General features: G+C 35.4%; 27 protein-coding genes. 23 read left to right on the top strand and 4 right to left on the bottom strand.

Annotation, left to right across the window (positions count from 1 at the left end):
- Position 1: 1 nt before the first annotated feature.
- The 6 genes from GUB10_RS00135 to GUB10_RS16010 are packed head-to-tail and all read left to right on the top strand — an operon-like array spanning position 2 to position 3,824.
- Entirely contained in the window at positions 2–184 is a 183-nt protein-coding gene (locus GUB10_RS00135; RefSeq protein ID WP_193709426.1) for a CcoQ/FixQ family Cbb3-type cytochrome c oxidase assembly chaperone, read from the top strand.
- Positions 185–186: 2 nt separating this feature from the next.
- Positions 187–1,068: a cbb3-type cytochrome c oxidase N-terminal domain-containing protein gene (locus GUB10_RS00130; RefSeq protein WP_193709425.1), complete on the top strand. Its 882-nt coding sequence runs from the start codon at positions 187–189 to the stop codon at positions 1,066–1,068.
- 24 nt (positions 1,069–1,092) lie between these two features.
- Positions 1,093–2,508, top strand: a complete 1,416-nt coding sequence (gene ccoG / locus GUB10_RS00125; RefSeq protein ID WP_193709424.1) for a cytochrome c oxidase accessory protein CcoG — start codon at positions 1,093–1,095, stop codon at positions 2,506–2,508.
- A 12-nt stretch (positions 2,509–2,520) separates the two neighbouring features.
- Positions 2,521–2,967 carry a FixH family protein gene (locus GUB10_RS00120; RefSeq protein WP_193709423.1) on the top strand — a complete coding sequence of 149 codons (447 nt, stop codon included), beginning with the start codon at positions 2,521–2,523 and terminating at the stop codon, positions 2,965–2,967.
- On the top strand, positions 2,968–3,669 hold the full coding sequence (locus GUB10_RS00115; protein WP_193709422.1) for a sulfite exporter TauE/SafE family protein: 702 nt from the start codon (positions 2,968–2,970) through the stop codon (positions 3,667–3,669). It begins immediately after the preceding gene.
- Between the two features lie 17 nt (positions 3,670–3,686).
- Positions 3,687–3,824 carry a hypothetical protein gene (locus GUB10_RS16010; protein WP_255527994.1) on the top strand — a complete coding sequence of 46 codons (138 nt, stop codon included), beginning with the start codon at positions 3,687–3,689 and terminating at the stop codon, positions 3,822–3,824.
- Positions 3,825–4,046: 222 nt separating this feature from the next.
- Here the strand turns inward: GUB10_RS16010 and hemN are convergent, their stop codons facing one another.
- Positions 4,047–5,402 carry an oxygen-independent coproporphyrinogen III oxidase gene (hemN, locus tag GUB10_RS00105; protein WP_193709420.1) on the bottom strand — a complete coding sequence of 452 codons (1,356 nt, stop codon included), beginning with the start codon at positions 5,400–5,402 and terminating at the stop codon, positions 4,047–4,049.
- A gap of 291 nt (positions 5,403–5,693) precedes the next feature.
- Between hemN and GUB10_RS00100 the strand changes: the two genes are divergently transcribed.
- The 4 genes from GUB10_RS00100 to GUB10_RS00085 all read left to right on the top strand — a co-directional run bounded on the left by GUB10_RS00100 (position 5,694) and on the right by GUB10_RS00085 (position 9,920).
- Positions 5,694–6,524, top strand: a complete 831-nt coding sequence (locus GUB10_RS00100) for a DUF1853 family protein (RefSeq protein ID WP_193709419.1) — start codon at positions 5,694–5,696, stop codon at positions 6,522–6,524.
- 93 nt (positions 6,525–6,617) lie between these two features.
- A complete protein-coding gene (locus GUB10_RS00095) occupies positions 6,618–7,499 on the top strand; it encodes a cation diffusion facilitator family transporter (RefSeq protein WP_193709418.1) in 882 nt (293 codons plus the stop codon).
- A 101-nt stretch (positions 7,500–7,600) separates the two neighbouring features.
- On the top strand, positions 7,601–8,749 hold the full coding sequence (locus tag GUB10_RS00090; RefSeq protein WP_193709417.1) for a hypothetical protein: 1,149 nt from the start codon (positions 7,601–7,603) through the stop codon (positions 8,747–8,749).
- Positions 8,750–9,173: 424 nt separating this feature from the next.
- A complete protein-coding gene (locus GUB10_RS00085; protein ID WP_193709416.1) occupies positions 9,174–9,920 on the top strand; it encodes an NYN domain-containing protein in 747 nt (248 codons plus the stop codon).
- Between the two features lie 367 nt (positions 9,921–10,287).
- Here GUB10_RS00085 and rocD read toward each other — a convergent pair whose 3' ends face one another.
- A complete protein-coding gene (gene rocD, locus GUB10_RS00080; protein ID WP_193709415.1) occupies positions 10,288–11,568 on the bottom strand; it encodes an ornithine--oxo-acid transaminase in 1,281 nt (426 codons plus the stop codon).
- Between the two features lie 179 nt (positions 11,569–11,747).
- Between rocD and rlmD the strand changes: the two genes are divergently transcribed.
- Genes rlmD through GUB10_RS00065 form a run of 3 tightly spaced genes read left to right on the top strand, consistent with a single transcriptional unit; the run spans position 11,748 to position 14,355 of the window.
- Positions 11,748–13,157, top strand: a complete 1,410-nt coding sequence (rlmD, locus tag GUB10_RS00075; RefSeq protein WP_193709773.1) for a 23S rRNA (uracil(1939)-C(5))-methyltransferase RlmD — start codon at positions 11,748–11,750, stop codon at positions 13,155–13,157.
- Positions 13,158–13,685 (top strand): DUF6452 family protein, encoded by a 528-nt coding sequence (locus GUB10_RS00070; protein WP_193709414.1) that lies wholly within the window; start codon positions 13,158–13,160, stop codon positions 13,683–13,685. It begins immediately after the preceding gene.
- Positions 13,651–14,355: a DUF6048 family protein gene (locus tag GUB10_RS00065; RefSeq protein WP_193709413.1), complete on the top strand. Its 705-nt coding sequence runs from the start codon at positions 13,651–13,653 to the stop codon at positions 14,353–14,355. Before GUB10_RS00070 ends, GUB10_RS00065 begins: the two co-directional genes overlap by 35 nt.
- 514 nt (positions 14,356–14,869) lie before the next feature.
- On the opposite strand, the gene GUB10_RS00060 is transcribed toward GUB10_RS00065, so the two are convergent.
- Positions 14,870–16,027, bottom strand: coding sequence for a class I SAM-dependent RNA methyltransferase (locus GUB10_RS00060; RefSeq protein WP_193709412.1), 1,158 nt, complete (start codon positions 16,025–16,027; stop codon positions 14,870–14,872).
- 126 nt (positions 16,028–16,153) lie between these two features.
- On the opposite strand from GUB10_RS00060, the gene GUB10_RS00055 reads away from it, so the two are divergent.
- The 9 genes from GUB10_RS00055 to GUB10_RS00015 all read left to right on the top strand — a co-directional run bounded on the left by GUB10_RS00055 (position 16,154) and on the right by GUB10_RS00015 (position 23,753).
- A complete protein-coding gene (locus tag GUB10_RS00055) occupies positions 16,154–16,822 on the top strand; it encodes a ZIP family metal transporter (RefSeq protein ID WP_193709411.1) in 669 nt (222 codons plus the stop codon).
- A 122-nt stretch (positions 16,823–16,944) separates the two neighbouring features.
- Positions 16,945–17,370: a DUF4268 domain-containing protein gene (locus tag GUB10_RS00050; protein ID WP_193709410.1), complete on the top strand. Its 426-nt coding sequence runs from the start codon at positions 16,945–16,947 to the stop codon at positions 17,368–17,370.
- Between the two features lie 67 nt (positions 17,371–17,437).
- The gene (gene xerA / locus GUB10_RS00045) at positions 17,438–18,616 is read left to right on the top strand and encodes a site-specific tyrosine recombinase/integron integrase (RefSeq protein ID WP_193709409.1); all 1,179 of its coding nucleotides are present in this window, start codon (positions 17,438–17,440) and stop codon (positions 18,614–18,616) included.
- Positions 18,617–18,673: 57 nt separating this feature from the next.
- Complete coding sequence (locus GUB10_RS00040; RefSeq protein ID WP_193709408.1) at positions 18,674–19,423, top strand: hypothetical protein; 750 nt, start codon at positions 18,674–18,676, stop codon at positions 19,421–19,423.
- A gap of 217 nt (positions 19,424–19,640) precedes the next feature.
- Positions 19,641–20,405, top strand: a complete 765-nt coding sequence (locus GUB10_RS00035; protein WP_027885614.1) for a hypothetical protein — start codon at positions 19,641–19,643, stop codon at positions 20,403–20,405.
- 167 nt (positions 20,406–20,572) lie between these two features.
- Positions 20,573–21,760, top strand: coding sequence for a PD-(D/E)XK nuclease family protein (locus GUB10_RS00030; protein ID WP_193709407.1), 1,188 nt, complete (start codon positions 20,573–20,575; stop codon positions 21,758–21,760).
- A 169-nt stretch (positions 21,761–21,929) separates the two neighbouring features.
- Entirely contained in the window at positions 21,930–22,496 is a 567-nt protein-coding gene (locus GUB10_RS00025; RefSeq protein ID WP_193709406.1) for a GNAT family N-acetyltransferase, read from the top strand.
- Between the two features lie 100 nt (positions 22,497–22,596).
- A complete protein-coding gene (locus GUB10_RS00020) occupies positions 22,597–23,079 on the top strand; it encodes a hypothetical protein (RefSeq protein WP_193709405.1) in 483 nt (160 codons plus the stop codon).
- Positions 23,076–23,753, top strand: coding sequence for a hypothetical protein (locus GUB10_RS00015; protein WP_193709404.1), 678 nt, complete (start codon positions 23,076–23,078; stop codon positions 23,751–23,753). The genes GUB10_RS00020 and GUB10_RS00015 overlap by 4 nt, the downstream gene beginning before the upstream one ends.
- 120 nt (positions 23,754–23,873) lie before the next feature.
- Here GUB10_RS00015 and GUB10_RS00010 read toward each other — a convergent pair whose 3' ends face one another.
- On the bottom strand, positions 23,874–24,167 hold the full coding sequence (locus tag GUB10_RS00010; protein WP_193709403.1) for a hypothetical protein: 294 nt from the start codon (positions 24,165–24,167) through the stop codon (positions 23,874–23,876).
- 245 nt (positions 24,168–24,412) lie between these two features.
- On the opposite strand from GUB10_RS00010, the gene GUB10_RS00005 reads away from it, so the two are divergent.
- A complete protein-coding gene (locus tag GUB10_RS00005) occupies positions 24,413–24,745 on the top strand; it encodes a hypothetical protein (protein WP_193709402.1) in 333 nt (110 codons plus the stop codon).
- Positions 24,746–24,994 lie beyond the last annotated feature (249 nt).

Genomic DNA, 24,994 nt, shown 5'->3' with positions numbered 1-24,994 from the left:
CATGTTTAAATTTGTAAAAGGCCATATGGAAAGCATAGACGGGGTTATGATATATCCGCTTATCTCTTTGCTTATATTCTTCATCTTCTTTGTAGTGCTTTTCCTATGGGTAATTACCGCAAAAAAGAAAGATATTGAAGAGGTAAGCCAATTACCACTAGACACTAACCAGGAAATTAAATAATTATGAAAACTAACTCATATTTAAGAATAGCTGGATTCTTAATCCTTGCCTTGGTTTTAATAGAATTAACCATAGAGGCAGAAACCGACTGGGCATTTCAACAATATCCGGTTATTTGGGGCATTCTTGCCATTGTACTGGTAATTGCTATCGCTATAGAAGTTTCAATTACGGCTTTGGAGAATATGGTTTTCCGCAGTTTAAAGCCAGATGCACAGGAACGCTATAAAAATCTTAAAGCTGAAAATTCAGAAAAGCAATTTTCGGGTATAAAGAGATTATATAAAAAGATGCTGAACCAGAAACCTATGGAAAAAGAAGATGAAATTCTTCTGGACCATAATTACGATGGTATCAAAGAACTGGACAACGATCTTCCTTCCTGGTGGCTATATGGCTTTTACGTGAGTATCATTTTCGCATTTGTTTACATGGGATATTACCACATTTTTGATGGAGAAACTCAAACAGAAGAATACCTTGCCGAGGTAGCCCAGGCAAAAGAGGAAATTGAAGCTTATAAAAAAGCGAACCCAGACCTTATAGATGCTTCTTCGGTAGAACTTTTAACCGAGGCTTCTGATCTTGAAGCAGGAGAACAAATATTTATGACCAGCTGTATGGCCTGCCATAAAGCCGATGGTGGTGGTAGTATTGGTCCAAACCTTACCGATAAACATTGGATATTGGGAGGTGGTATTAGCAATGTTTTTCAAACAGTATCTGAAGGAGGCCGTGACGGAAAAGGAATGGTTGCCTGGAAATCTGAATTGAGTGCCCAGGAAATTGCCCAGGTTTCCAGTTATGTTATAAGCCTGGAAGGAACCAACCCTCCCGATGCAAAAGCACCAGAGGGTGAGGTTTGGGAGCCTGAAACAGAATAAGTAAAATAGTTATACACAAAGGTTTTGGAAAATAAAGAAAAATTCAGGGATAAAATAGCCACGGCAGACAACGAGGGTAAAAGACTATGGGTTTTTCCTAAAAAGCCATCAGGTAAGTTTTACGAGTATAGAAAATATGTAAGTTATGTATTACTCATATTTCTTTTTGCCGCCCCGTTTGTAAAAATAAACGGCAATCAGTTTTTAATGTTCAATATCCTGGAAAGGCGTTTCAATATTTTTGGATTTCCTTTCTGGCCACAAGACTTTCATATTTTCGTAATAATGATGGTACTTGGAGTGGTTTTTATCATTCTTTTTACCGTCGCCTTTGGTAGGATTTTTTGCGGTTGGCTTTGTCCACAAACCATTTTTATGGAAATGGTATTCCGCAGGATTGAATACTGGATTGAAGGAGATCGCGGAAAACAAATACGTTTAGAAAAACAAAAATGGAATGCTGAAAAAATAAGAAAACGTGGCCTAAAATGGTTCCTGTTCTTTATAATTTCATTTCTAATAGCAAATGTTTTTTTAGCCTATTTAATGGGAAGTGACCGTCTTATACAGTATATAACCGATGGCCCATTTAACCATTTAAGCACTTTTATATCGCTATTAATATTTACTGCGGTTTTCTATTTTGTCTTTGCCTGGTTTAGAGAGCAGGTTTGTGTTATTGCCTGTCCCTACGGTAGGCTTCAAGGTGTATTGCTGGATAATAAATCTATAGTTGTTGCCTATGACCATAAGCGTGGAGAAAAAGAAAAAGGCAGGGCAAAGTTTAAAAAGCATGAAGATAGGGCTGCCACCGGAAAAGGTGATTGCATAGACTGTTTTCAATGCGTACAGGTTTGTCCTACAGGAATAGATATTAGAAACGGTACCCAACTGGAGTGTATAAACTGTACTGCATGTATAGATGCCTGTGACGATATGATGGAGGCGGTAGATCTGCCTAAAGGCTTAATTAGATATGCCAGTGAGGAAAATATTGAAAAAAAGGCCAAATTTAAATTTACCCCAAGATTAAAAGGCTATAGCATAGTTTTGGGAATTCTAACCGCTGTCCTGGTGGGAATGTTATTTATTAGAAGTGAGGTTGAAGCCAGAATATTAAGGTTACCGGGACAGTTATATGAAAAAAAGGCCGATAATATTGTGAGCAATGTTTTTACCTATAAACTAGTGAATAAAACAACAGCCGATTTTGAGAATATCGAGTTTAAGTTATTATCGCACCAGGGGGAAATAAAACCGGTAAAACAATCAAATATTACAGTACCCGGACAGGAATTAACTGAAGGTACCTTGTTTATAGAAATTCACACTGCTGCTTTGGAAGATGAAAAGGAAAAATTAAAAATTGGTATTTACAGCGGTGATCGTTTAATAGAAACTACCAGCACTATGTTTATGGGACCGCGTAGTTTTAACTAAAAAAAGGAATTTATGAAATTTAATTGGGGAACAGGAATTGTTATTGGTATGGCACTTTTTATTAGTTTCATTATGTATTTAGTGATAAACATGCTTACCGATTCGAAGTTTGATCACGACCTGGTGACTGAAGAATATTATCAGGAAGAACTACATTATCAGGAGGAAATTGATGCCGAAACCAATGCTTTTTCGCTAGAAGAAAACATTAAGGACAGAAGGGTTAAAGGGGGTTGGCTTATAGAGTTTCCTAAAAACCTGGAACTTTCAAAAATCTCAGGAAACCTTCATTTTTATCGACCGTCTAATCAAAAATTAGATTTTAATATACCATTAAAACTAACATCTTATCAAATTTTTATTAAAGATGAGCAGTTAGTAGATGGCAGATGGAACATTAACATTCATTGGGAATACGAGAATACACCGTATTTATATAAAAACGAAATAGTTTATTAAATGTTAATCTCGGCACTAATATTTGGACTTCTGGGAAGTTTTCATTGCGTAGGAATGTGTGGTCCTATAGCATTTTTATTGCCGGTAGATCATAAAAACAATGCTAAAAAGCTTGGGCAAATTTCCCTATATCATTTTGGCCGTCTAAGTTCGTATGCTATTATTGGGCTTTTATTCGGGTTACTTGGCAAAAGCTTTAGCCTTTTTGGGCTTCAGCAGCAACTTTCTATCCTGGTAGGAGCTTTAATGATTTTGGTGATCCTTCTCCCCTATAAAAAGTTTTCCAGGTATAATGGATCAAAACAAATTTTTAAAATTGTCTCAAAAATAAAAAGCAATCTTGGTAAACAATTAAAGCAAAAATCACCAGACACTTTTTATACCATTGGTTTTCTAAACGGCTTTCTCCCCTGCGGACTGGTTTATATGGCAGTTTTTGGTGCTATGGCTTCGGGGACTGCCCTGGAAGGCAGCTTGTATATGGCTCTCTTTGGGCTTGGAACAATCCCGTTAATGACCACCGCCATCTATTTGGGGAATTTTATAAATCTTAATATTAGATCTAAAATTAGAAAAGCGGTTCCTGCTTTTGTAATTCTTATGGGCCTGCTGTTTATTCTTAGAGGAATGGGGCTTGGGATTCCTTACCTCTCCCCTATGGAAATAACTCCGGAAATTACTGCAACACAAAGTTGCCACTAACCAAAAACACACTAATTATGACATTATTAAACAAAATTGCATTGGTAAATTGGGAAATGGGAAGTTTCCTTATTGCTATTTTTGGCGTTGTTTGCGTCGGCCTGGTACTCATTGTTTTAAAAATGATGAACAGCGAAAGAAAGGATAAAGAGTAAACTACCTCGGGGCAAGCCCACGAGGCATTCGTTGGAAACAATTTTTTAAATTCGAGGCAAGCCTCGGAGTATTACACCCTTTGGCGGTGCCAATAAAGCCTTATCTCATAATTTAAAAGACAATAAAAAACCGATAGGGAATCTTCCTATCGGACTTTTTTAAATATCGAAATTTAATACCTCCTGGGCTTACCAGGAGATAATTTAGAATCTATAGCTTAGCTAAACCGTCATTGAAAAAAGTTGTGTATCAGGCTTTCTGTCCTGCATTTTTAAATCAAAAGCCATACAAAGGTTACGCACAAATGGTCTCCCTTTTTCTGGAAGCCTTAATCCCTTATCAAAAAAGTTTACGAGTCCGTCGGCTTCCATTTCCCGCAATTTAGCAAGCACCTCAGGTAATTCTTCAAAATAATCATCAGAAGACACCCAATTGGTTTCCAAATGGCACATTAAATTTAGAATGTGCTTTCGTATCACCAAATCCTTCTCACTTAAAATATGACCGCGAAAAACAGGGATAATTCCTTCAGCGATACGACTTTGATAAGCTTCTACCGATTTCTCATTTTGTGCAAAGCCATACCAACTATCACTTATGGCCGAAACGCCTAGACCAATCATGGAAGCCCCCGAAGATGTGGTATAACCCATAAAGTTTCTATGTAATTTTTTTTCTTGTAAAGCTTTATAAAGAGAATCTGTTTTTAATGCAAAATGATCCATCCCAATTTCTACATAACCGGCGTCTTCCAGCATTTGCTTGCCTATTTCATACATCTCGCGCTTTACATCTGCAACTGGAAGGTCTGAATCTTTAAAGCCGCGTTGCCCATTTCCTTTTATCCAGGGTACATGTGCATAGCTATAAAAAGCAATACGATCTGGCATTAGCAATTTTGTTTTTTCTATGGTTTCAATAATATCTTTCTTGGTTTGGAAGGGTAAACCAAAAATAATATCGTGCCCCACAGAGGTGAAACCGGCTTTCCGCGCCTCTTCTGTAGTTTTTTTTACATTTTCAAAGGGTTGGATTCTATGAATTGCCTTTTGCACCTTTTCGCTATAATCCTGCACCCCATAACTTACACGTTTAAAACCCAATTTTGAAAACATTTCTAAATGTGCTTTAGTTGTATTGTTGGGGTGGCCTTCAAAACTTAATTCGGTATCACAATCCCGATTGGCTTTTCGGAAAATCATATTTAATAAGAACTTAAGATTTTCAGGAGCAAAAAAAGTGGGAGTCCCCCCGCCAAGGTGTACCTCTCTAATTGTGGGCTTTTCTCCAAGAATTTCCAGATAAAGGTCCCACTCTCGTAAAAGGGTTTCAATATAAGGAGACTCTACTTCGTGCTTTTTTGTAATTCGCTTGTTACAGCCGCAAAAAGTACATAAACTCTCACAAAAAGGTAAATGAATGTACAGGCTAACTTCTTTATTCTCGCTAAAACTACGCTTTAAACTTTCTTTCCAGGCAGTCATAGAAAAGCTATTGTCTTCCCAGTAAGGAACGGTAGGATAACTTGTGTACCTTGGTCCCGGCACATTATATTTACTTATTAGGTTCAACGACATAGACAATGTAATTTTTTACAAAAATATTTCAGTTACTTTTTAATTAATATGAGGGAGATCAGGTTCTTATAAATCTTATTCAAATAGTGTTATTTCAATGAAGTATACTCATAAATACTGAGCTTCATATCAATAAAGGTCTATATTAGTAATAACGACAAGAAGTTTGGGGGATTTTTAATAGTTTAAACTTACAGCGTCTAGTATATAAACCTTTTTAAATATTATTGGTTACAGCTTTAGTAAATGTCTATTTTCGATTGTTGAAAGCAGTTAATCTGAATTTTTATAATGCAAAATCGTATCACAAAACAATTTGAAGGTTTCTTAAATACGCCTCCTTTATGGGAAAAAGATTTTCAGGAAATACAACAGTTTCAATTACCCAAAGTAAATGCCTCTCAACAAAAACCTACAATAGCACAACTGCCTTCCCTTGCAGAAAATTTTGTGATGGGTAAACGTGTTGAGCGATTTTTTGAATGGATTATTCAGCAGAACCCAACTTATAAATTACTGGCCGGGAACATTCAGGTAAGTCGGGACAAAATCACCCTGGGGGAACTCGATTTTCTACTAAAAGAGCTTACCCAAAAGTATGTGTATCACATAGAAATGGTTTACAAATTCTATATTTACGATCCTTCTTTTTCCATAGAAGCTGAGCGTTGGATTGGCCCAAACCGAAAAGACAGTCTTTTGCAAAAAATTGAAAAGCTAAAGGAAAAACAGTTTCCTTTGCTGTTTAGCCCCGAAACAGAAAATCTTTTGGGAGATTTAAGTTTAAAATCAGAAGAAATTATTCAACAAACTTGTTTTAAGGCAAATCTTTTTATTCCCAGGGAATTTCAATTTAAACAACTTCCGGAAGTAAACAATAGCTGTATAACCGGTACCTGGTTGCATTTTAAAGATTTTAATACCTCTGCTTATCGAGATTTTAATTATTATGCCCCTAAAAAACAAGATTGGCCTATATTACCAAAACACGGCACAACCTGGTTTAGCCATTCAGAAATAATAAAACAGATAGAAATAGTGCTTAGTAATAAAAAAGCACCATTATTATGGGTAAAAAAACCGGGGAACAATTATGAGCGTTTGTTTGTAGTTTGGTGGTAAACATAAACGGCTTTCTAAACATTTTTAAAGTTCAATTATTCCGGGAAATCATATTATTACTTTTAAATTTACATTTCTAATAAAATGCTCTCTATGAACCAAAACACAAATGAAGCGATAAAAGCATCCTGGCTCAGCATTTTAGGAAATGCTGTACTGGCCGTCGCTAAATTTGTAACCGGAATATTTGGAAACTCCTATGCCCTTATTGCCGACGCCATAGAATCTACCACTGATGTATTCTCATCGTTTCTGGTTTTATTGGGGCTCAAATATTCCAGTAAACCACCCGATGAAAATCACCCCTATGGTCACGGAAAAGCTGAACCCCTTATGACTTTTGCCGTGGTAGGTTTTTTAATAGTTTCAGCAACTGTAATTGCTTACGAGAGCATTCAGCATATAAAAACTCCGCATAAAGTACCGGAACCCTATACGCTTATAGTACTGGGAGCAATTGTAATTATTAAAGAATATTTTTATAGAAAGGTCTCTAAAAAAGGAACCGAAACCAAAAGCACTTCTTTAAAGGCTGATGCCTGGCACCATCGTAGCGATGCAATTACTTCTTTAATGGCCTTTATAGGCATTTCTATAGCTCTTTTTATGGGAAAGGGCTATGAAACCGCAGACGATTGGGCGGCTCTATTTGCCTCTGGCTTTATTATTTATAACGCTTATCTTATTCTAAGGCCCGCCCTGGGAGAAATTATGGACGAACATATGTATGATGATATGATTGCCGATATTCGTAAAGTAAGTATTAAGGTGCCCGGAGTTTTAGATACCGAAAAATGCTATGTGCGTAAAACAGGAATGATTTACCATGTAGACCTTCATATTATTGTAAATGCACACATTAGTGTTAAAGAGGGACATGATATTGCCCACCGGGTAAAAAACGAGCTTCTCACCCACCTTCCCGAAATTTTTGATGTTCTTATTCACGTAGAACCAAATGTGGAATATGAATAAAATTCTTTAAGAAAGATTTAGCGTTAAAGCGCTGCTAAACCCTATTGGGATCCATTAAAATCAACTTATATTCATTAGTAATTAACCAAAATAATGATATTATGAGTTTGATAAATGAAAAGGATTTGGAGCAATTAACCAACGTAAAAGACACTACCTGTGTCTCTATTTTTATTCCTACCCAACGTGCAGGCAAGGAAGTTTTGGAAGAAAAAAATAAAACACATCTAAAATCCCTTTGGGAAGAAGTCGCTACAAAACTAAAAGAAAAAGCGGTACCCGAAGGTAAGATTGAAAAAATAGGAGAACCTATTAAAGCTTTACTCAATGAAAAATCTTTTTGGCGACACCAAAGCGACGGTCTGGCAATTTTTGCGGCAGAAGATTTCTTTGAAAAATACACCCTTCCCGTAAATTTTGATGCGCATACTTATATTTCAGAAGAGTTTTATATAAAACCACTGGTTCCCATGTTTAATGAAGACAGCCGCTTTTATGTGCTGGCACTTCAGTTGGAAGATGTAGCGCTTTATGAAGCAACCAGATATAGTATAGGTAAAGTTGTGGTAGACGATCTTGTTCCTTCCAAATTGGAAGAAAGGGTAGGTTTTGATTATAAACAGAAACACCTGGATTTTAAAACACAAAATTCAGGCGGGGAAAACACCATTTTCCACGGGCATGGAGGTACCAGTGATGAAGTACGCAAAGAAGAAATCAACAAATATTTTAGAGCTATAGACAAAGGTCTGGAAACGGTGTTAAATAGTGAAAGCGTTCCGTTGGTAGTGGCTACCCAAGATTATTTATTTCCTATTTACGAAAAAGTGAATACCTATAAGCATCTAATCAAAACAGTGATTCCGGGTAACCCATCAGAGAGTGATATGCTTGGATTACACGAGAAAGCCGTACAGGTTTTAGAACCTGAACTGGAAAAGATCAAGAAGGAAAGAATTAAAAAATTTAATGAACTGAACAATACCGGAGCTTCAGTTACCGATATTCTTCCTGCAATTCAACAGGGAAAAGTAGACAGCCTGTTTCTGGAAAACCGAAGTGAAATTTGGGGTACCTATAATTCCGATAATATGAACGTTACTATTGATGACGCACAACAAGAAGGAATTTATTCATTGATGAATTGGGGTGCCAGGGAAGTTCTAAAACAAGGTGGACATGTGTTTCTTATACCGGAAGCACAAATGCCAGATAAGAATTCAAAAATGAATGCACTTTATAGATTTTAATTAGTAAACTACCTCGGGGCAAGCCCACGAGGCATTCGTTGGAAACAAATTTTTAATTTCGAGGCAAGCCTCGGGGTATTATACCCTTTGGCGTTGCCAATAAAGTAAGTCAATTAAGGAAGAAGCTGTCTGAAAAGGTTTTAAAACCGTCATCTTGAATTTATTTCAGAGCCTGCCCCTATTCTTTATCGGGGATCTAACATGTTGGTAATTAAAAACATGTTAGAAGCTGAAACAAGTTCAGTTTGACGAGAATAAACTTTTCAGACAGCCTTTTTTTTATATAAATTAAATCGGGGCAAGCCAGGTAGCAATTAAATGAAAATATTTAATTATTTCGAGACTAGCCTCGAAGTCCCGAAAACGATTGGGATAAACCTCGATTATCGAGTAAAACAAGTATATTTACCTCAAATAAAACTCTATGGAAACTAACCTCGCGGTACTAATTGATGGCGATAATATCCCTTCGGCCTATATTAAAGAAATGATGGAAGAAATTGCCAAATACGGCAATCCAACGATTAAGCGAATTTACGGTGACTGGACGAAACCCCATTTAGCAAAATGGAAAAATGTACTGCTAGAAAATGCTATTAATCCTATTCAACAATACGGCTATACTCAGGGAAAAAACGCAACAGATTCGGCCATGATCATTGATGCGATGGATATTTTATATTCAGATAAAGTAGATGGGTTCTGCCTGGTTTCCAGTGATAGCGATTTTACAAGATTGGCAACAAGGCTGCGCGAAGCAGGCAAAAATGTGATTGGTATTGGCGAAAAGAAAACCCCTGAACCATTTATTGTAGCATGCGACAGATTCATTTATATTGAAATTTTAAAGAATACAGATAAAGAAGATAGCGATCAAAATAACGGTAAGGGTGGAAAAGCTTCCAAAAAGAAAAATGTTGACAAGATCACACCTAAGGTTATTCGGTTTATATCACAAACTATTTCAGACGTGGCCGATGAAGATGGCTGGGCTTTTTTGGGAGATGTAGGAAGTTTACTCCAGAAAAAGCAACCCAATTTTGATTCTCGTAATTACGGCTTTCAAAAACTAACCCCCATGATTCATTCTATAGACAAATTTGAAATTGAATCACGAACCAACCAAAACAGTAAGTTTAAACTTATTTACGTTAAAAATAAAGAGGCTTAAGGAATTAACCCTTTGCAGCTCAAAGTGCCGATAAGTAGCCATAAAAATCTCTATTATCGAATAAGAAACAATTGCATTAAAAAGTTCTAAAAGCCTTTTATCATACTACGAGAGAAATTCGGGATAAAGCTTAAAAAGAGTTCATTTTCCAAAAATTATTAGCTTTTACAAGCTATTTAAAACATAAAAGAAGCTGTCTGAAAAGGTTTTAAAACTCTCATCTTGAATTTATTCCAGAGCCTGCCCCGATTCTTTATCGGGGATCTAACATGTTGGTAATTAAAAACATGTTAGAAGCTGAAACAAGTTCAGCTTGACGAGAATAGACTTTTCAGACAGCCTCTTTCTTTATGCATTTTAGAGAAAATTATTTTTCAAATTCCTTTAATGTAGAAATAATAATATCTACACAATCTTTAAGCTGTTCTTCGTTCATTACCAGTGGTGGCGCAAAACGAATTATATTCCCGTGAGTTGGTTTAGCTAAAAGTCCGTTTTCTTTTAAAGCCATACAAATATCCCAGGCGGTAGAACTTTCTTCTGAGTCATTAATAACAATGGCATTTAATAGCCCACGACCTCTTACCAATTCTACAATATTAGAATCCTGAATATAATCGTTCATTAATCTTCTAAAAAGATTTCCAAGTTTACGGGCATTAAGGGCCAGTTTTTCATCTCGCACAACATCTAAAGCGGCAACGGCTGTAGCAGCAGCTACAGGGTTTCCTCCAAAAGTAGAGCCGTGTTGACCGGGCTGAATTACATTCATTACCTCATCATCGGCCAGTACTGCAGATACCGGGTAGTTACCTCCAGAAAGTGCTTTTCCTAAAATTAGAATATCTGGCCTGGTATAAGTCTCCTGGCGTTCACAATGGCCTTCGCAAGTACAATTTCCACAAACAGCCAGTAAAGAACCTGTTCTGGCGATTCCTGTCTGGATCTCATCTGCCATAAAAAGAACGTTATGCTTATTACAAATTTCTTTGGCTTTTTTCATATAATCATCTGCCGGGGTATAAACTCCTGCTTCCCCTTGAATGGGTTCTACTAAAAAGCCGGCAATATTATCATTATCTGTGATGGCTTTTTCCAGTGCATCAGGATCGTCATAAGCTACTTTAATAAACCCGGGGGTATATGGCCCAAAATTTTTACGGGCGCCTTCATCGTTCGAAAAAGAAATTATGGTGGTGGTTCTTCCGTGGAAATTATTTTCACAAACAATAATTTGTGCATCTGTTTCTTTTACCCCTTTCTTTTCATAGGCCCATTTTCTGGCAATTTTTATAGCGGTTTCAACAGCTTCTGCCCCTGTATTCATGGGCAAAAGTTTATCGAATTTAAAATAATCGGTGGCATATTTCTCATAAGCACCAAGCACATCGTTATGGAAAGCCCGGGAAGTAAGTGCTAATTTCGAGGCTTGCTCATACATAGCATTTACAATTTTAGGATGACAATGGCCCTGGTTTACCGCGGAATACGCAGAAAGGAAATCGTAGTATTTTTTTCCTTCTACGTCCCAAACATGAACTCCTTCCCCTTTACTTAAAACAGCAGGAAGCGGATGGTAATTATGGGCACCATGTTTATCTTCCAGGTTAATAGCTTCTTCTGAGGATTTAATTTCTGTTAATGGCATTCATTTAATTTTTAACTGTTAATTTTCACAATTCCTTCTTTTGCTCCCAATTATTTAAAAACTCAGGCAGCAAGGGAGAGAAATCATCCAAAATTCAAGTTTTGGCAAATTACTAAATGTTTGCCGAAATTTTAAGCAACTCAGGGAATAAATCTTTACAATTATCTTATTTTTGCGCTATGGGAAGAAGGAATAAAAACAAGGTATTTGAGGCCGTTGAAGTTACCGGTGCCGGTGGAAAAGGAAAAGGAATCGGGAACTCTCCAGATGGCCGAATAATCTTTATAGATAATGTAGTACCCGGCGATATAGCCGATATTAAAACTACAAAAAAAAGAAAATCATACTACCAGGGAACAGCTGTAAATTTTCATCAATATTCAGATAAACGTACAGAACCTGTTTGCCAGCACTTTGGAACTTGTGGAGGCTGTAAATGGCAAAATATGGAGTATAAATATCAACTGGAATATAAGCAGGACGAAGTTTTAAATAATCTTATTCGTGTTGGGAAAGTTGACCTACCTGAAGTTACTCCCATTTTAGGAAGTAATGAAATCTATTTTTACCGTAATAAAATGGAGTTTTCTTTTAGCGATAGCCGCTGGTTAACCCCCGAGGAGATAAACAGCGGACAGGATTTTGACAATAAGAATGCCCTGGGATTTCATATTCCGGGAATGTGGGATAAAATTCTGGATATTAAAAAATGCCATCTACAGGAAGATCCCAGTAATGCTATAAGAAACTTTGTAAAAGAATTCGCAACCGATAATAAGCTTAGTTTCTTTAATGCCCGTAGACAGGAAGGCCTCTTAAGAACTTTAATGATTAGGACCTCCTCTACCGGTGAGCTTATGGTTTTAATCCAGTTTTTTTATGAAGACAGGGAAAAGCGTGAATTACTATTAGAGGCGGTAGCAGAAATGTTTCCCGAGATCACTTCGCTTCAGTACGTGATCAATGAAAAAGGCAACGATACTATTTACGACCAGGAAGTAATTTGCTATAAAGGCCGCGATCATATTTTTGAGCAAATGGAAGGACTTCAGTTTAAAATAAACGCCAAGTCTTTTTACCAAACCAATTCGGCACAGGCCTACGAACTTTATAAAATAACCCGCGATTTCGCCAATTTACAGGGAGACGAAATTGTTTATGATCTCTATACCGGGACAGGAACCATTGCACAATTTGTGGCGAAAAAGGCAAAGAAAGTAATAGGTGTTGAAGTGGTACCGGAAGCTATTATAGACGCTAAAGAAAATGCGGAACGAAACCAGATTAACAACGCCCAGTTTTTTGTAGGCGATATGAAAAAGGTTTTTTCTGAATCTTTTATCAATACACATGGCCAGCCCGATGTTATTATTACCGACCCTCCCCGGGACGGTATGCATAAAGATGTAGTTGCTCAAATAATTGGTATATTGCCAGAGCGTATTGTTTATGTGAGTTGTAATTCGGCTACCCAGGCGCGAGACCTCTCTTTGCTAGACGAATATTACAAAGTAACTAAAGTACAGCCAGTAGATATGTTTCCACAAACACATCACGTAGAAAATGTTGTTTGTTTAGAAAGAAAATAAATGAATACAAAATATCTTAAAAACCTCTTTTTAATCGGTGGATTGCTAATGCTTTTTTCAAGCTGCCAAAGAGACGATATATGCGCTGAAGCAACGCAAACCACCCCAATGATGGTCATGCGGTTTTATGATGCAAGTGATCGTGATGAACCTGCCAGGCCCACCAATTTAAGCATCAGGTCTATTGTAAACAACTCTGTTAAGACCCTGTACAGACGAATAAATCAGGATAGTATTGTAATTCCCTTAAGGACAAACCAAAACGCCACTACCTATTCCTTCACTATTTTTGATTCGGATAACGAAGAAGAGGAAGATGATGAATTTACGCCAAATACCGACACCTTAACATTTACTTACGGCACCGAAGAGGTATATATAAACCGCGCCTGTGCTTATAAAGTAATTTATAATAGTTTAAAGCTAACCATTGAAGGCGGTGAAGAGGGACAATGGATTGATTCTTATATTATTGAAGAACCCAACATTGAAGATGAAACACAAGCACATATTAGTATATTTTATTAGTCTTTTCTTTCTGTTTTTGGCTTCTCCCCTATTTAGCCAGGAAACAACAGTACAGGATAGCCTTGCCAAGCGCGAAAAATTTGGATTACGCGTGGGCACAGATCTTAGTAAACTGGCAAGAACGGCTTTTCAGGAAGATTATTCAGGTTTTGAAATTCTTGGAGATTACAGGGTTTATAAAAATTACTATGCTGCAGCCGAATTGGGTAATGAGAGTATAGGTTATGAAGAAGACAATATTCGACTAACTTCCCGAGGAAGCTATATAAAACTGGGAGCCGATTACAATGCTTACGAAAACTGGACTGGAATGCAGAATCTTATTTTTGTAGGTGCGCGCTATGGTTTTGCCACTTTTACCCAGGAAATTGAAGAATACCAAATCTACACCACTAATCCTTTTTTTGAACCTGATATTAGAACCGATAATATTGAATATTCCGGTCTAACCGCTAGCTGGATAGAGTTAATTGCAGGGATTAAGGTTGAAGTATTGAATAATTTATACCTCTCGGTTAATGTTCAATTAAAGCGCAGGTTGTTTCAGTCTGCCCCAAATAATTTTGATAACCTGGCTATACCCGGTTTTAACCGTACTTACGACGATAGTAATATTGGAGTTGGTTATGGATACACTATTAGTTATCTAATTCCTTTTTATAAGAAATAGGGGAATTGAAAATTAAACTGCATTAACTGGTTTTACAAACTTGAATCGACAGATCGAAAACCAACAACAGATTGCCGCGTTGCTGCGCTCCTCGCAAAGACGGGGCGAGATTGCCGGGCTGCGGTGTCGCTATCATTAACGTTATTTACTAAATATCTAAATAACAGCAACTTAACAAAAGACTTTAAGCATTCTAACTTTCATTTTCTTTGCTCGCTCAAAGAAAACGAAACAAAAGGCGCTTTTTCCAAGGTATTTTTCAGCAAAGCTGAAAACCAGTTTTGTTTTGCTAAAATCTTTCCAAGGCTTCTAGATTTTTTCACGTAAAACAAAACTTATACTGCGGAAAAAGATTCCAAAGCGCTGCTTTGAAACGTCAATACCAGCGTTTTTCAAATTTTGTATTGGGTCTCGCAAAGACAATTCCTTTTGAAACAAAGTCATTGCGAAGGAGGTACAACCGAAGCAATCTCCCCATCAAAGCAACGAATCAATCACTCCCGATTCCCGAATCCTATTCCTGGAACTTTGCCTTTTTTGATCCCTGGTAGATCTGATATTTTACCAATTTCGATTCTAAAGCTCCATTATAAAGTTTTATTTTTCGGGAAGGCCTTAGGCCAACGTGTTTTATTGCTTCAAGATTAGAAGTTATAAACCAGGCATCAGTCCCCGGGTAAGATTGCTTTAAGGTATCTCCTATTTCTTTATAAAATTTTGGCATATCTATTTCCAATCGTTCTCCATAAGGCGGATTAAACAACATATGCAAATGCCGCTCACCTTCCTTTTGTGAAGCAAAGAAATCCTGCCTTTCTACTTTTATAAATTCAGATAGATTTGCATTTTCAATATTATCTATGGCTTTATGTACTGCCGATGGCGAAGTATCGTAACCTTTGATATTAAAATGAAATTCCCGCATTTTTTTTAATACCGAAGCTTCTATTTTTTCAAATAAATCTTCATCCCAATCTTTCCAACGTTCAAACGCAAATTCCTTTCGGTTTAAATTAGGAGGAATATTACAGGCAATCATAGCGGCTTCAATTAAAATAGTACCACTACCACACATAGGATCCATAAAATCAGATTGCCCATCCCAACCGGAAAGCAATAACAGGCCGGCAGCTAAAACTTCGTTTATAGGGGCAATATTGGTAGCCGATTTATATCCACGTTTATGAAGCGACTGCCCAGAGGAATCAAAAGAAACATTACAAAAATTCTTTTCAATATGAATATTAAGCCGCAAAGTTGGGAAATCCAGGTCTACATTGGGTCTCCTGCCAAACTTATCGCGAAAACGATCTACAATAGCATCTTTTGTTTTAAGGGAAATATATTTAGAATGTGTAAACGTATCGGAATGTACCGTAGCGTCTATTGCCAGGCTATCGTCTACGTCCATAAAATCCTCCCAGGGCAACTCATAGATTTGCTTATAAAGATCTTCTTCAGAATATATTTTAAAACTCCGGTAAGGTTTCAGGATTTTTATAGCAGTTCTAAGGCAAAGATTGGCTTTATACATAAACCCGGTATCTCCCACAAAACTTACATTTCTGGTTCCTTCTTTTATATCCATCGCGCCAAGAGCCAGAAGTTCTTTAGCCAAAACCGGCTCAAAACCATACATGGTCTTAGCGATCATTTTAAAATTATTTTCCATATTGGTTTTTTACAGTCCACAAAAATAGGGTAATTTTGCTGAATAATAGTATTGCCGGCTTTGGATACTGAAATATTCTAAAAGCTTTTACGACTTAGGTTTTCTAATAATATTTTTACGTAATTAATGATCTATATTTTACCCCTTGTTTCTGTTCTTGCCGGATACCTTATTGCTACTTTCTTAAATCCCTCCTCTTCTACGGGGTTTAAATTACTACTTAGTTTTAGTGGTGCCTATTTATTGGCCGTTACTGTTTTTGAATTGTTGCCCGAGGTTTATTTAAACGGCACAAACGAAGTGGGAATCTTTATCATGCTGGGGCTACTATTACAAATTATCCTGGAATTTGTATCAAAAGGGGTAGAACACGGGCACTTACACCACCAGGAGTCTATGAATAAATTCCCAATACTACTTTTAATAAGTTTAAGCATTCATGCCTTTTTAGAAGGTTTCCCTATGGATGAAGGCGACCATATACTACACGGCGTTGTAATACACAAAATCCCGGTGGCCACAATACTTTCAGTTTTCCTGATTCATTCTAACTTAAGCAAGATAAAAGTTGGTGTATTCCTGGCAATTTTTGCTTTAATGACACCTTTAGGAAGCTTTTTTAAATCTGAATTTAGTGTATTTAAGGACCTTTCAGTTTACATTAATGCCCTGGTAATTGGTATTTTTTTACACGTTTCTACCACCATTCTATTTGAAGCCTCCAAAAACCATAAATTCAATATTTCTAAACTTGCGGTAATTGTTGGTGGTATTTTACTGGCTTATTTTATCTAATACCAAATTAACAATCTAATGCCGCATTCAAACTCGTTCATTTTCCGCTCTATTTCCTTGCTCATAGAACAAAAAAGCAACTTCGCTTTCTATGCGACTGTACAAAATTAAATTGGTATACTATGTTTAGCAAAGCTGAAAGTAAAAAATTAAGGCAACAGTTCTGGACCAGTTTTGGTATTGTTTTCCGAAGAAAATGGGTACTTTATAATACCGGCATAAAAGAACTTCAGCTAAAATTTACTTTTAACCGAAAATTGGCCCAGGTTTCTATAGATGTTTTGGATGAAGACCCGCTAATTAGAGCCTATTATTTCGAAAAGCTACTCTCCTTAAAAAACATTCTACTTTCTGAATATTTACCTGAAGCAATTTTTGACGAAGCCTATGAACTTCCGGAAGGAAAAGTTGTTTCCCGGGTATATGTGCAACTAGATAATGTTAGCATACATAACCGAAACCAATGGCCTGAAGCTATGAAGTTCTTAAATGATAGCATGGAGAAAATGGAGGACTTTTTTATGGAATATAAAGACCTTTTTCGCTAAGTTTTCTTCATAATTTTTAGGGTTTTCACCCAACTAATTTAGTTTCTTATTTGTTTAAAATAGACTTATGAGAACTATTAGGCTTTTTCCGTTTCACCATAGAGACGAACTACAAATTGGAATCACTTACAAATTTGATTTTGAGCTCAATGAGTTCATTAAAAATATGGAAGGCATGCGCTGGTCCCGCACCTACTCTTGCTTTTATTTACCATATTCGGTCAACAATAAAAAACGTATTTATTATAATTTAAAAAAAATAGGGTCTATTATAGATTATTCGGCCTTAAAAAATCTTAAAGTAACGGCAATAGCAGCGCCTGAGGAAAAGAGTTCAAATTTAAATGCCCAACAATTGGATATCCTGGAGGAATTTAAGAATTACTTGCTGGGACAGCGATTAAGCAAAAGCACCTTAAAAACCTACAACACCTTTGTACAACGGTTTCTAGAATTTCAAAAAGACAATTTAGATACCATTACCAATCGTAGCATTGAGCTTTTTATTGAAAAAGAAATTGCCGGGAAAAATTACGCTATTAGTACACACCGGCAATGTGTAAGTGCTTTAAAGCATTTTGCCACCTTACATCGTTTTCCCGAATTAGAAGCTGAGCAAATTTCGAGTCCTAGAAAAAGCAAATATTTACCGGTAGTGCTTTCTAAAGAAGAAGTGATAGACCTTTTAAGAGCCACAAGAAATTTAAAGCACCGGGCAGTTTTTGCCTTGTTATATTCTTCGGGGCTTAGAGTTGGGGAATCTATTAACCTACAGCAAAAAGATATAGATATAGACCGTAGACAAATTACCATACGTTCAGGAAAAGGCCGAAAAGACCGGGTAGTAATTATGGCCGAAAGTTTTATTCCGCTACTTTTAAACTACCTGGGCACCTACCGGCCCCGAACTTATTTTGTAGAGAGTCCGCAGGGCGGTCCTTACAGTTCTTCGAGTATAAGAGCGGCCTTACATCATGCTTGCAAATTGGCTCATATTAAGAAAAGGGTAACGCCACATACTTTACGGCATTCGTTTGCCACCCATATGTTAGAAAACGGAATAGATTTACGGCATATACAGAGTTTACTAGGACATTCTAAACCAGAAACCACTATGATTTATACGCATGTTACCCAGAAAGACCTAATGAAGATTAAGAGTCCGTTAGATGTGAGTTTAAAAGCCATATCAAATTCTGATAAAAGTGATGAAAACCTGCGTTTATCCCGAAATATTTCTGATTAAATAAGTATATTGTGAAGGATATAACGAGTTGGCAGCAATTAAACCGAACGAACCGAATTGATTAATAAAATTTACATAATTGAGAGTTTAAGACCGAGTGATGAATTGACTGGCGAAAAATTGTATCGAAATATTATCGAGAAAAATATTCTATCAGAACAAAAAGAAATCGAACATAACTACGTCTTTACTGAATCTAAAATTGAATTTCTAAATGAATTAGAAAGTATATTAAAGAATACAAAAGGAGAAGATGAGATTATAATTCATATTGAGGCTCACGGAGGAAATGAAGAAATGCAGTTTGGCAACTATGAACTGATTAAATGGACCGAATTAGAAACTTACTTGATTAAAATAAATTCTGCTTGTAAAAACAAACTTCATCTTAACCTTGCGACTTGTCACGGAATGCATATTGCAGAAAAAATATCGCTAAAAAAGACAGCACCTTACAAATCATATACTTCAGCTTTAAGAGAATTATTGCCTTCAGAAATTCTTGAGGACAATTCAATTTTTTATCAGGAGATTATTAAAACACAAGACATTTTTATTTCATATCTAGAGTTTTGTAAACAACGACCGAAAACTCAATTGAGAATAAAAGATCTAGAAACGGGAATGAAAATGATTTTAGGATTACAAATCTCAATGTTTGTGAAATCACCAAGTATATTAAAAGATTTTTTTGACCACTTTCTGAATATAGAAATCGACAATGTTAAGCTGAACGAATTGAATACTGAAAATGAAATAGTTGAATATGTACTTAATTTATTTTTAAGTAGATATTTACCAAAATAACTGCTGCCAACAATGTATATGGCTCATAGCTAGTGAGTTGCTTAATCGAAGTTAAGGCATTTTTGGAAAGTCGCCAAATTTTTAATTTTGACGATTTCCAATAAAAAAAGATAAATAGTAAAATTTAAAAATTTGGCTTGTGCTCAACCGAAAATAATTTTCTAATTTGCACGCTACGAGCCATATACAAGACCGTTGTGCAACATTTGACCAAAAAATGAAAAATCGAATTTTAACAATATTATTTTTAGCTATAAATCTGACTTTATTCGGTCAAGATGCTCAAGACTGTTATGAAATAAAGTATCTCGACTTTTTTGGTTTGGACAAAATGGAAATTATAAAATGGCCAGAATCTGAACTTGAAGGATTATCCAAAATGGATTTTGCCAAAGACAGAGGCAAATCTGAAATTAAGACTAACTTTATAATTCCGATGATTGTTTACCAATTAGCTGAATATCATCCGAATTGCAATCAAAATATTGACACAAATTATTTCAATAAAATTTCAGAAATCTATTTAAAAATTAGAGAAATTGATTCAACCGAATTTCTAAAAAAATCAATCGCTGAAAAGATTGACTTTTTGCGTGCTGACTTCTATTCGCAAGTCGAAAATGTGGATTATTTGCCGAAAATGACAGCAACTTTTGATGACGGACCTTTTTACGGAGTTGACTACACAGAAAAATCGGAATTAAAACCAATCAAAACCCAGGAAACTGAATTTGGAACTTTAGTTGTTTCAAAAGCTGATGATAAAACAATACTTGCGAGTAAAGATAAAAACGGAAACACAATTTGGCAGAAGTCAATTACTGGACTGTCGGACAGAAATTTAACCGAATTACATTTTACCGAAAATCCAATGGAATATAATTCTGTTGCGACTGTTGCTCATATGTATTCAGAAGGAGAAAGATTTACACTATATTTAAAAAACGATGGAAGTTTTATGTATTACTTTCATTCGTGGTAAAGAAAATAAAAAACGTTGCACAACAATGGCTATAAGTAATTGCTTGTTTTCGCCTACTTCTGAAAATCCTCGCGGATTTTCAGTTTGGTGTGTACTTGCAAAGTTTGTAACTTACACACGCAACTACTCATAGCCGAGACCGTTGCCAGCAAGCTAAAAAAAAGACCGTGACAGAAATAGAAGTAAGAGAAAAATACCGAAATTTGTTGAATGATATAGACTTCGACAAACTCGAACTTGGGTTAAAAACACCAAATATATTTCAAATCTTGAGTGTTGCGAGAACCGAAATCAGACACTCGAATTTTTTAGGTTGGTTACTTGACCCTAATGCAAATCACGGACTTGGAAAATTATTTTTGACCAAATTTCTGCGTGGAATTTCTACTTCAGAAATCGCTACCGAACTTGATGAGTTTGACATCGAAGAACTCAATTTCAATAATGTAGAATTAAGACGAGAGTGGAAAAATATTGACCTACTTTTAATATTCGATACTTTGGTAATTTGTATTGAGAACAAAATTGACAGTAAAGACCATTCAAACCAACTCGCTAAATACCGAGAAATCGTAAAAGCTAATTTTAAATCAAGAAAAAAAGTCTTTGTTTACCTAACACCAACAGGCGAATTACCAACTGTACAGGCGGAAAGGGAACATTACGCAATCTATTCGTATCAAGAAGTAATTGAACAATCAGATAGAATTTTAAAAATCCACGGTAAATCACTTAATAAGAGTGTTTACCAATACATTTCGGACTATTTAACCACAATAAAAAGAGAACTTATGAAAAACGATGAGCTGAACGAATTGGCTGATAAAATTTATAAAAACCATCGAGAACTCATTGATTTTGTTTTTGAGCATAAGTCAGATATTGCTTCAGAAATATATCCGATTTTTGTAGAAAAGATTGAAAATAGTGGGTGGGTAATGGGTTCAAAACATAAAGGCTACGCTCGATTTACAACGCCTGCACTTCAGGAAATTATACCGAATAAAGGAAAAGGCTGGCCCGAAAAAGAAAATTTCCTTTTCGAGATAGATTATTATTGGGTAAAGAAAAAAGCTGTTTTTAAAACAGTTGTCCCGCCAAGCGAACCAGAAATCCAAGAGATTTTTAAAAAGGCAATGACAAATATCGACGGTCATAAAAAACCTCGCGGAAGTAAATGGCTCGTTCATTTTATGCTCTCTTGGAAATTTGAAACGGATGATTTAATTGGAGTTGATAAAGATGATGTCTTGAAAATATTGAACAGAGAGTGGTCGAAAATCACAGAGATTGTCAAAAAAGTAGAAACTGAATTGTTAAAGCATAAAGCTGAATTCCAACAACATTTAGAATAAAGCCAGCTGGCAACAACGTATAACAACAATTGCGGCTTTGTGTCCTGCGGACACAACCGCGCAAGCATAAAAGTCGGGAATTTTAGCTATCTTAGTTTTTAACTAACCCGCAACTGATTGTTATACAAGACCGTTAGCTGCAAGCCTAATTCAATGTAATCAACTAAATATGAACCCATTTCCCATTATAAAAACGGAAAGATTAGTTCTGAAAAAACTCAAAGAATCTGATTGGGAAACTGTCTTGTATTTGCGCTCTGATGAAATTGTAAATCAATTTGTCAAGAGAAAAAAGGCTGACACTCAGAAAAAAGCGCTCGAATTTATTCTAAACACAAATTTGAAAATATCCAACAATGAGTTAATTTACTGGTGCATTACTCTGAAAAATGAAACGAGAATGATAGGCTCGATCTCTTTGTGGAATTTCTCAGAGGATAGAAAAGTTGCAGAAATCGGGTATGATTTAGATCCAAAATATCAGCGAAAAGGAATTATGAATGAATCCATGATTGCGGTTCTGAATTTTGGATTTCGAAAATTAAACCTTGAGAAAATAGAAGCCTTTACTCAAAACCAAAATAAAAGTTCAATCAGTCTTTTAATTAATAATCAATTTCAATTGAACAAAGAACGATTTGATAAAGACAATGAGGATAATAGAATATTCGAACTATATAGGCCAGCAGCTAACAACGATTCATCGCAAATAACGGGTAATCCGGAAAAAGTGTAATTTTAGAGACCAGGATAGAAAATAATTAATCCGACAAGTCCGCGTCCCTACTCCCGCAACTTGCGATAATCGAGACCGTTGCCAGTAATTTAAAAATACATTGAACTACGAAATAAAAGAATATAACGAACTATCAGACTTATTCAACAAATTTCAGATTGTTGAAACAACTGGTTTATTGTTTATACCAGAAAATATTGATAATGCTGAAAATTCTAAAGACTTTATCTACTCTGAAACTACAACAGATTTAAGAAAAGTATTTGAAGGTAAGCAACAAATTGATTATCTAACAAAAGACAAACCTCTTTTGCGAGCAAGAAAAAGTGCAGATTGGTTTGGTCCTACGATTTTAATTGGAGCAACAATTCTAACTGAAAACCCTCATTTAATAGGAATTACATTTAACATCTTATCAAGTTATTTATACGACATATTTAAAGGTACTACAAAAGATAAAAAAGTGAAATTCGATATTGTCCTAGAAGACAAGAAGAAAAAGCAGTTTCAGAAAATAAATTACGAGGGAAATGTTGAAGGAATAGCAGAACTAGAAAAGGTTATTAATAAGCTTAAAAAATGATAATTCAATCAATAGAAGTAAAAGAGCTTTTTGAGGAGTTTAATGAGGTTATTGAAAAATCCCAAAACCTTGCAATATTTGTTCGTGATATTGAATTACAAAAAAAGGAGATTGATAAGTTAGATAACTTTTGTGAAAAAGCTGAAAGTCTTAAGACTAAAAATTTGGAGAATTATTCAGAACCAGAATTGAACCTAATTTTATGTTTGATAATAAGTGCTGAAACAATCAAACTAGAATTATCTTTTTTAATTAGTCTGAAAAATAATGAAATGGAAGCTGCTTGGGCTAGTTTAGTCACTGCTCAAAATAATATTTCTATTGTGGCTAGAAATCACCCTACAAATGGCGAGTATCTAAATGGATATATTCAGAGGTTAGATTTATACGAAAAATTATTATTTCCAAAAATGATGTTTGCAAGTGTCGGAGGAATTTTTAGAGAAACAAAATGTAGTATTTGCAAAAAAGATTATGAAGACTGTGAGCATATGAAAGGGAAAATGTATAAAGGTCAATTATGTGTTCGAGAAATTCATAAAATGGATTTGGAAGAAGTTTCAGTTGTCGAAAATCCAGCGAATAAATTATGTCGCCATTTAACAATAAAATATGACGGAAAAGAAGTCGATTTAATGACCTTGAAAGAAAAAACTACTGGCAACAATGTATAAAAATAATAGCGGTTTAGTCGCTAAAACAAAAGTAAGTAAATATAAAAATGGTCTGTGCTTAACCGAAAAGTTAGTGCGTGTAAATCCGCTACTATTCTTATACTAGACCGTTGTATGCAATTAAAAGTATTGTTCTTGCAACGTCTGTACATACCTACGATGTAAAGCGTTAAAATCTTGCTCTATTCCATCTTTTGCAAAGTAAAGTCTACCTTTTTTCTGTATCTGCATAGTTATTAACCAATCTTCAAAACTTGGTGTTTCTTTATCTTTTAACTGTGTACAACAAGGTGTATAATTAATAGCTTCTTTCTGTGCTTCTATTAAGGTTTGTAAAACAATATTGCTTGTATTATAACCATCTTCAACTAACATCAATTCTAGTCTTTCTAATTTAATTTGTAATTTGTTCATTTCTTATTTATTAAGTTATTTCTGTTTTTACGCTACTAATCATACACAAACCGTTGTACGTAATTTATAACATCCTTAGAAGAATACTTTAGAGTTTTGAAACTGCCGACTTCGATATAAAAATATTTTGACAGAATTGGAATTAAAGGAATTTAATAAAGCTGAGCATCAACTATAAAAGGTAAACTATGTGGTATAATTATTTGTTTTATAGGCAATATTCGTATTATTCCAGTTATAAAAATATGGATGAAGTTGCTCCGCCTCTTTATGCTACTGTAATATATCTTGCGGCATTACAAATGCTCAATTTTATAGTTATTAGAGAATTTATTACTTATTATCTTTTTGGGTTTAAATATAGTTTTGCGGATTATGAAGGAGTAATTCTTCCGACTTTTTTCTTAATGGTCAATTATTTTTATTTCACTTATGACCAGCGACATAAAAAGATAATTGAACGCTATAAAAAAGAACCGGTAACGGATAAACATAAAATCTATAATATAATTTTAAGTTGGGTATATCCCATTGTAAGTTTTGCTCTTTTATTTTATTTGATTTTTTACTTCTGGTAGTAAAACTACGTACAACAACATATAAAAACAATGCTAAAAACTGTCTCAATCCGAAATTCCGTGCTCGCTTGCTTAGCGGACTGTCCTGCGGACAATCACGCGCGCCAGCTCGCACAGTTTTTATACGAGACGTTAGCCCTAATATGAGAACAAAATACTTACTACTAATATTATTATTTTCAATTAAAGGTTTTGCTTGCAGTTGCGATACTCCAAAACCAGCAATTGAATTTTACGAATCCACTTATG

Source organism: Salegentibacter sp. BLCTC (assembly GCF_015143665.1).
Taxonomy (GTDB): domain Bacteria; phylum Bacteroidota; class Bacteroidia; order Flavobacteriales; family Flavobacteriaceae; genus Salegentibacter; species Salegentibacter maritimus.
The sequence above is the reverse complement of the archived record's forward strand: the minus strand, read 5'-3'. Positions and strand labels throughout refer to the sequence as shown.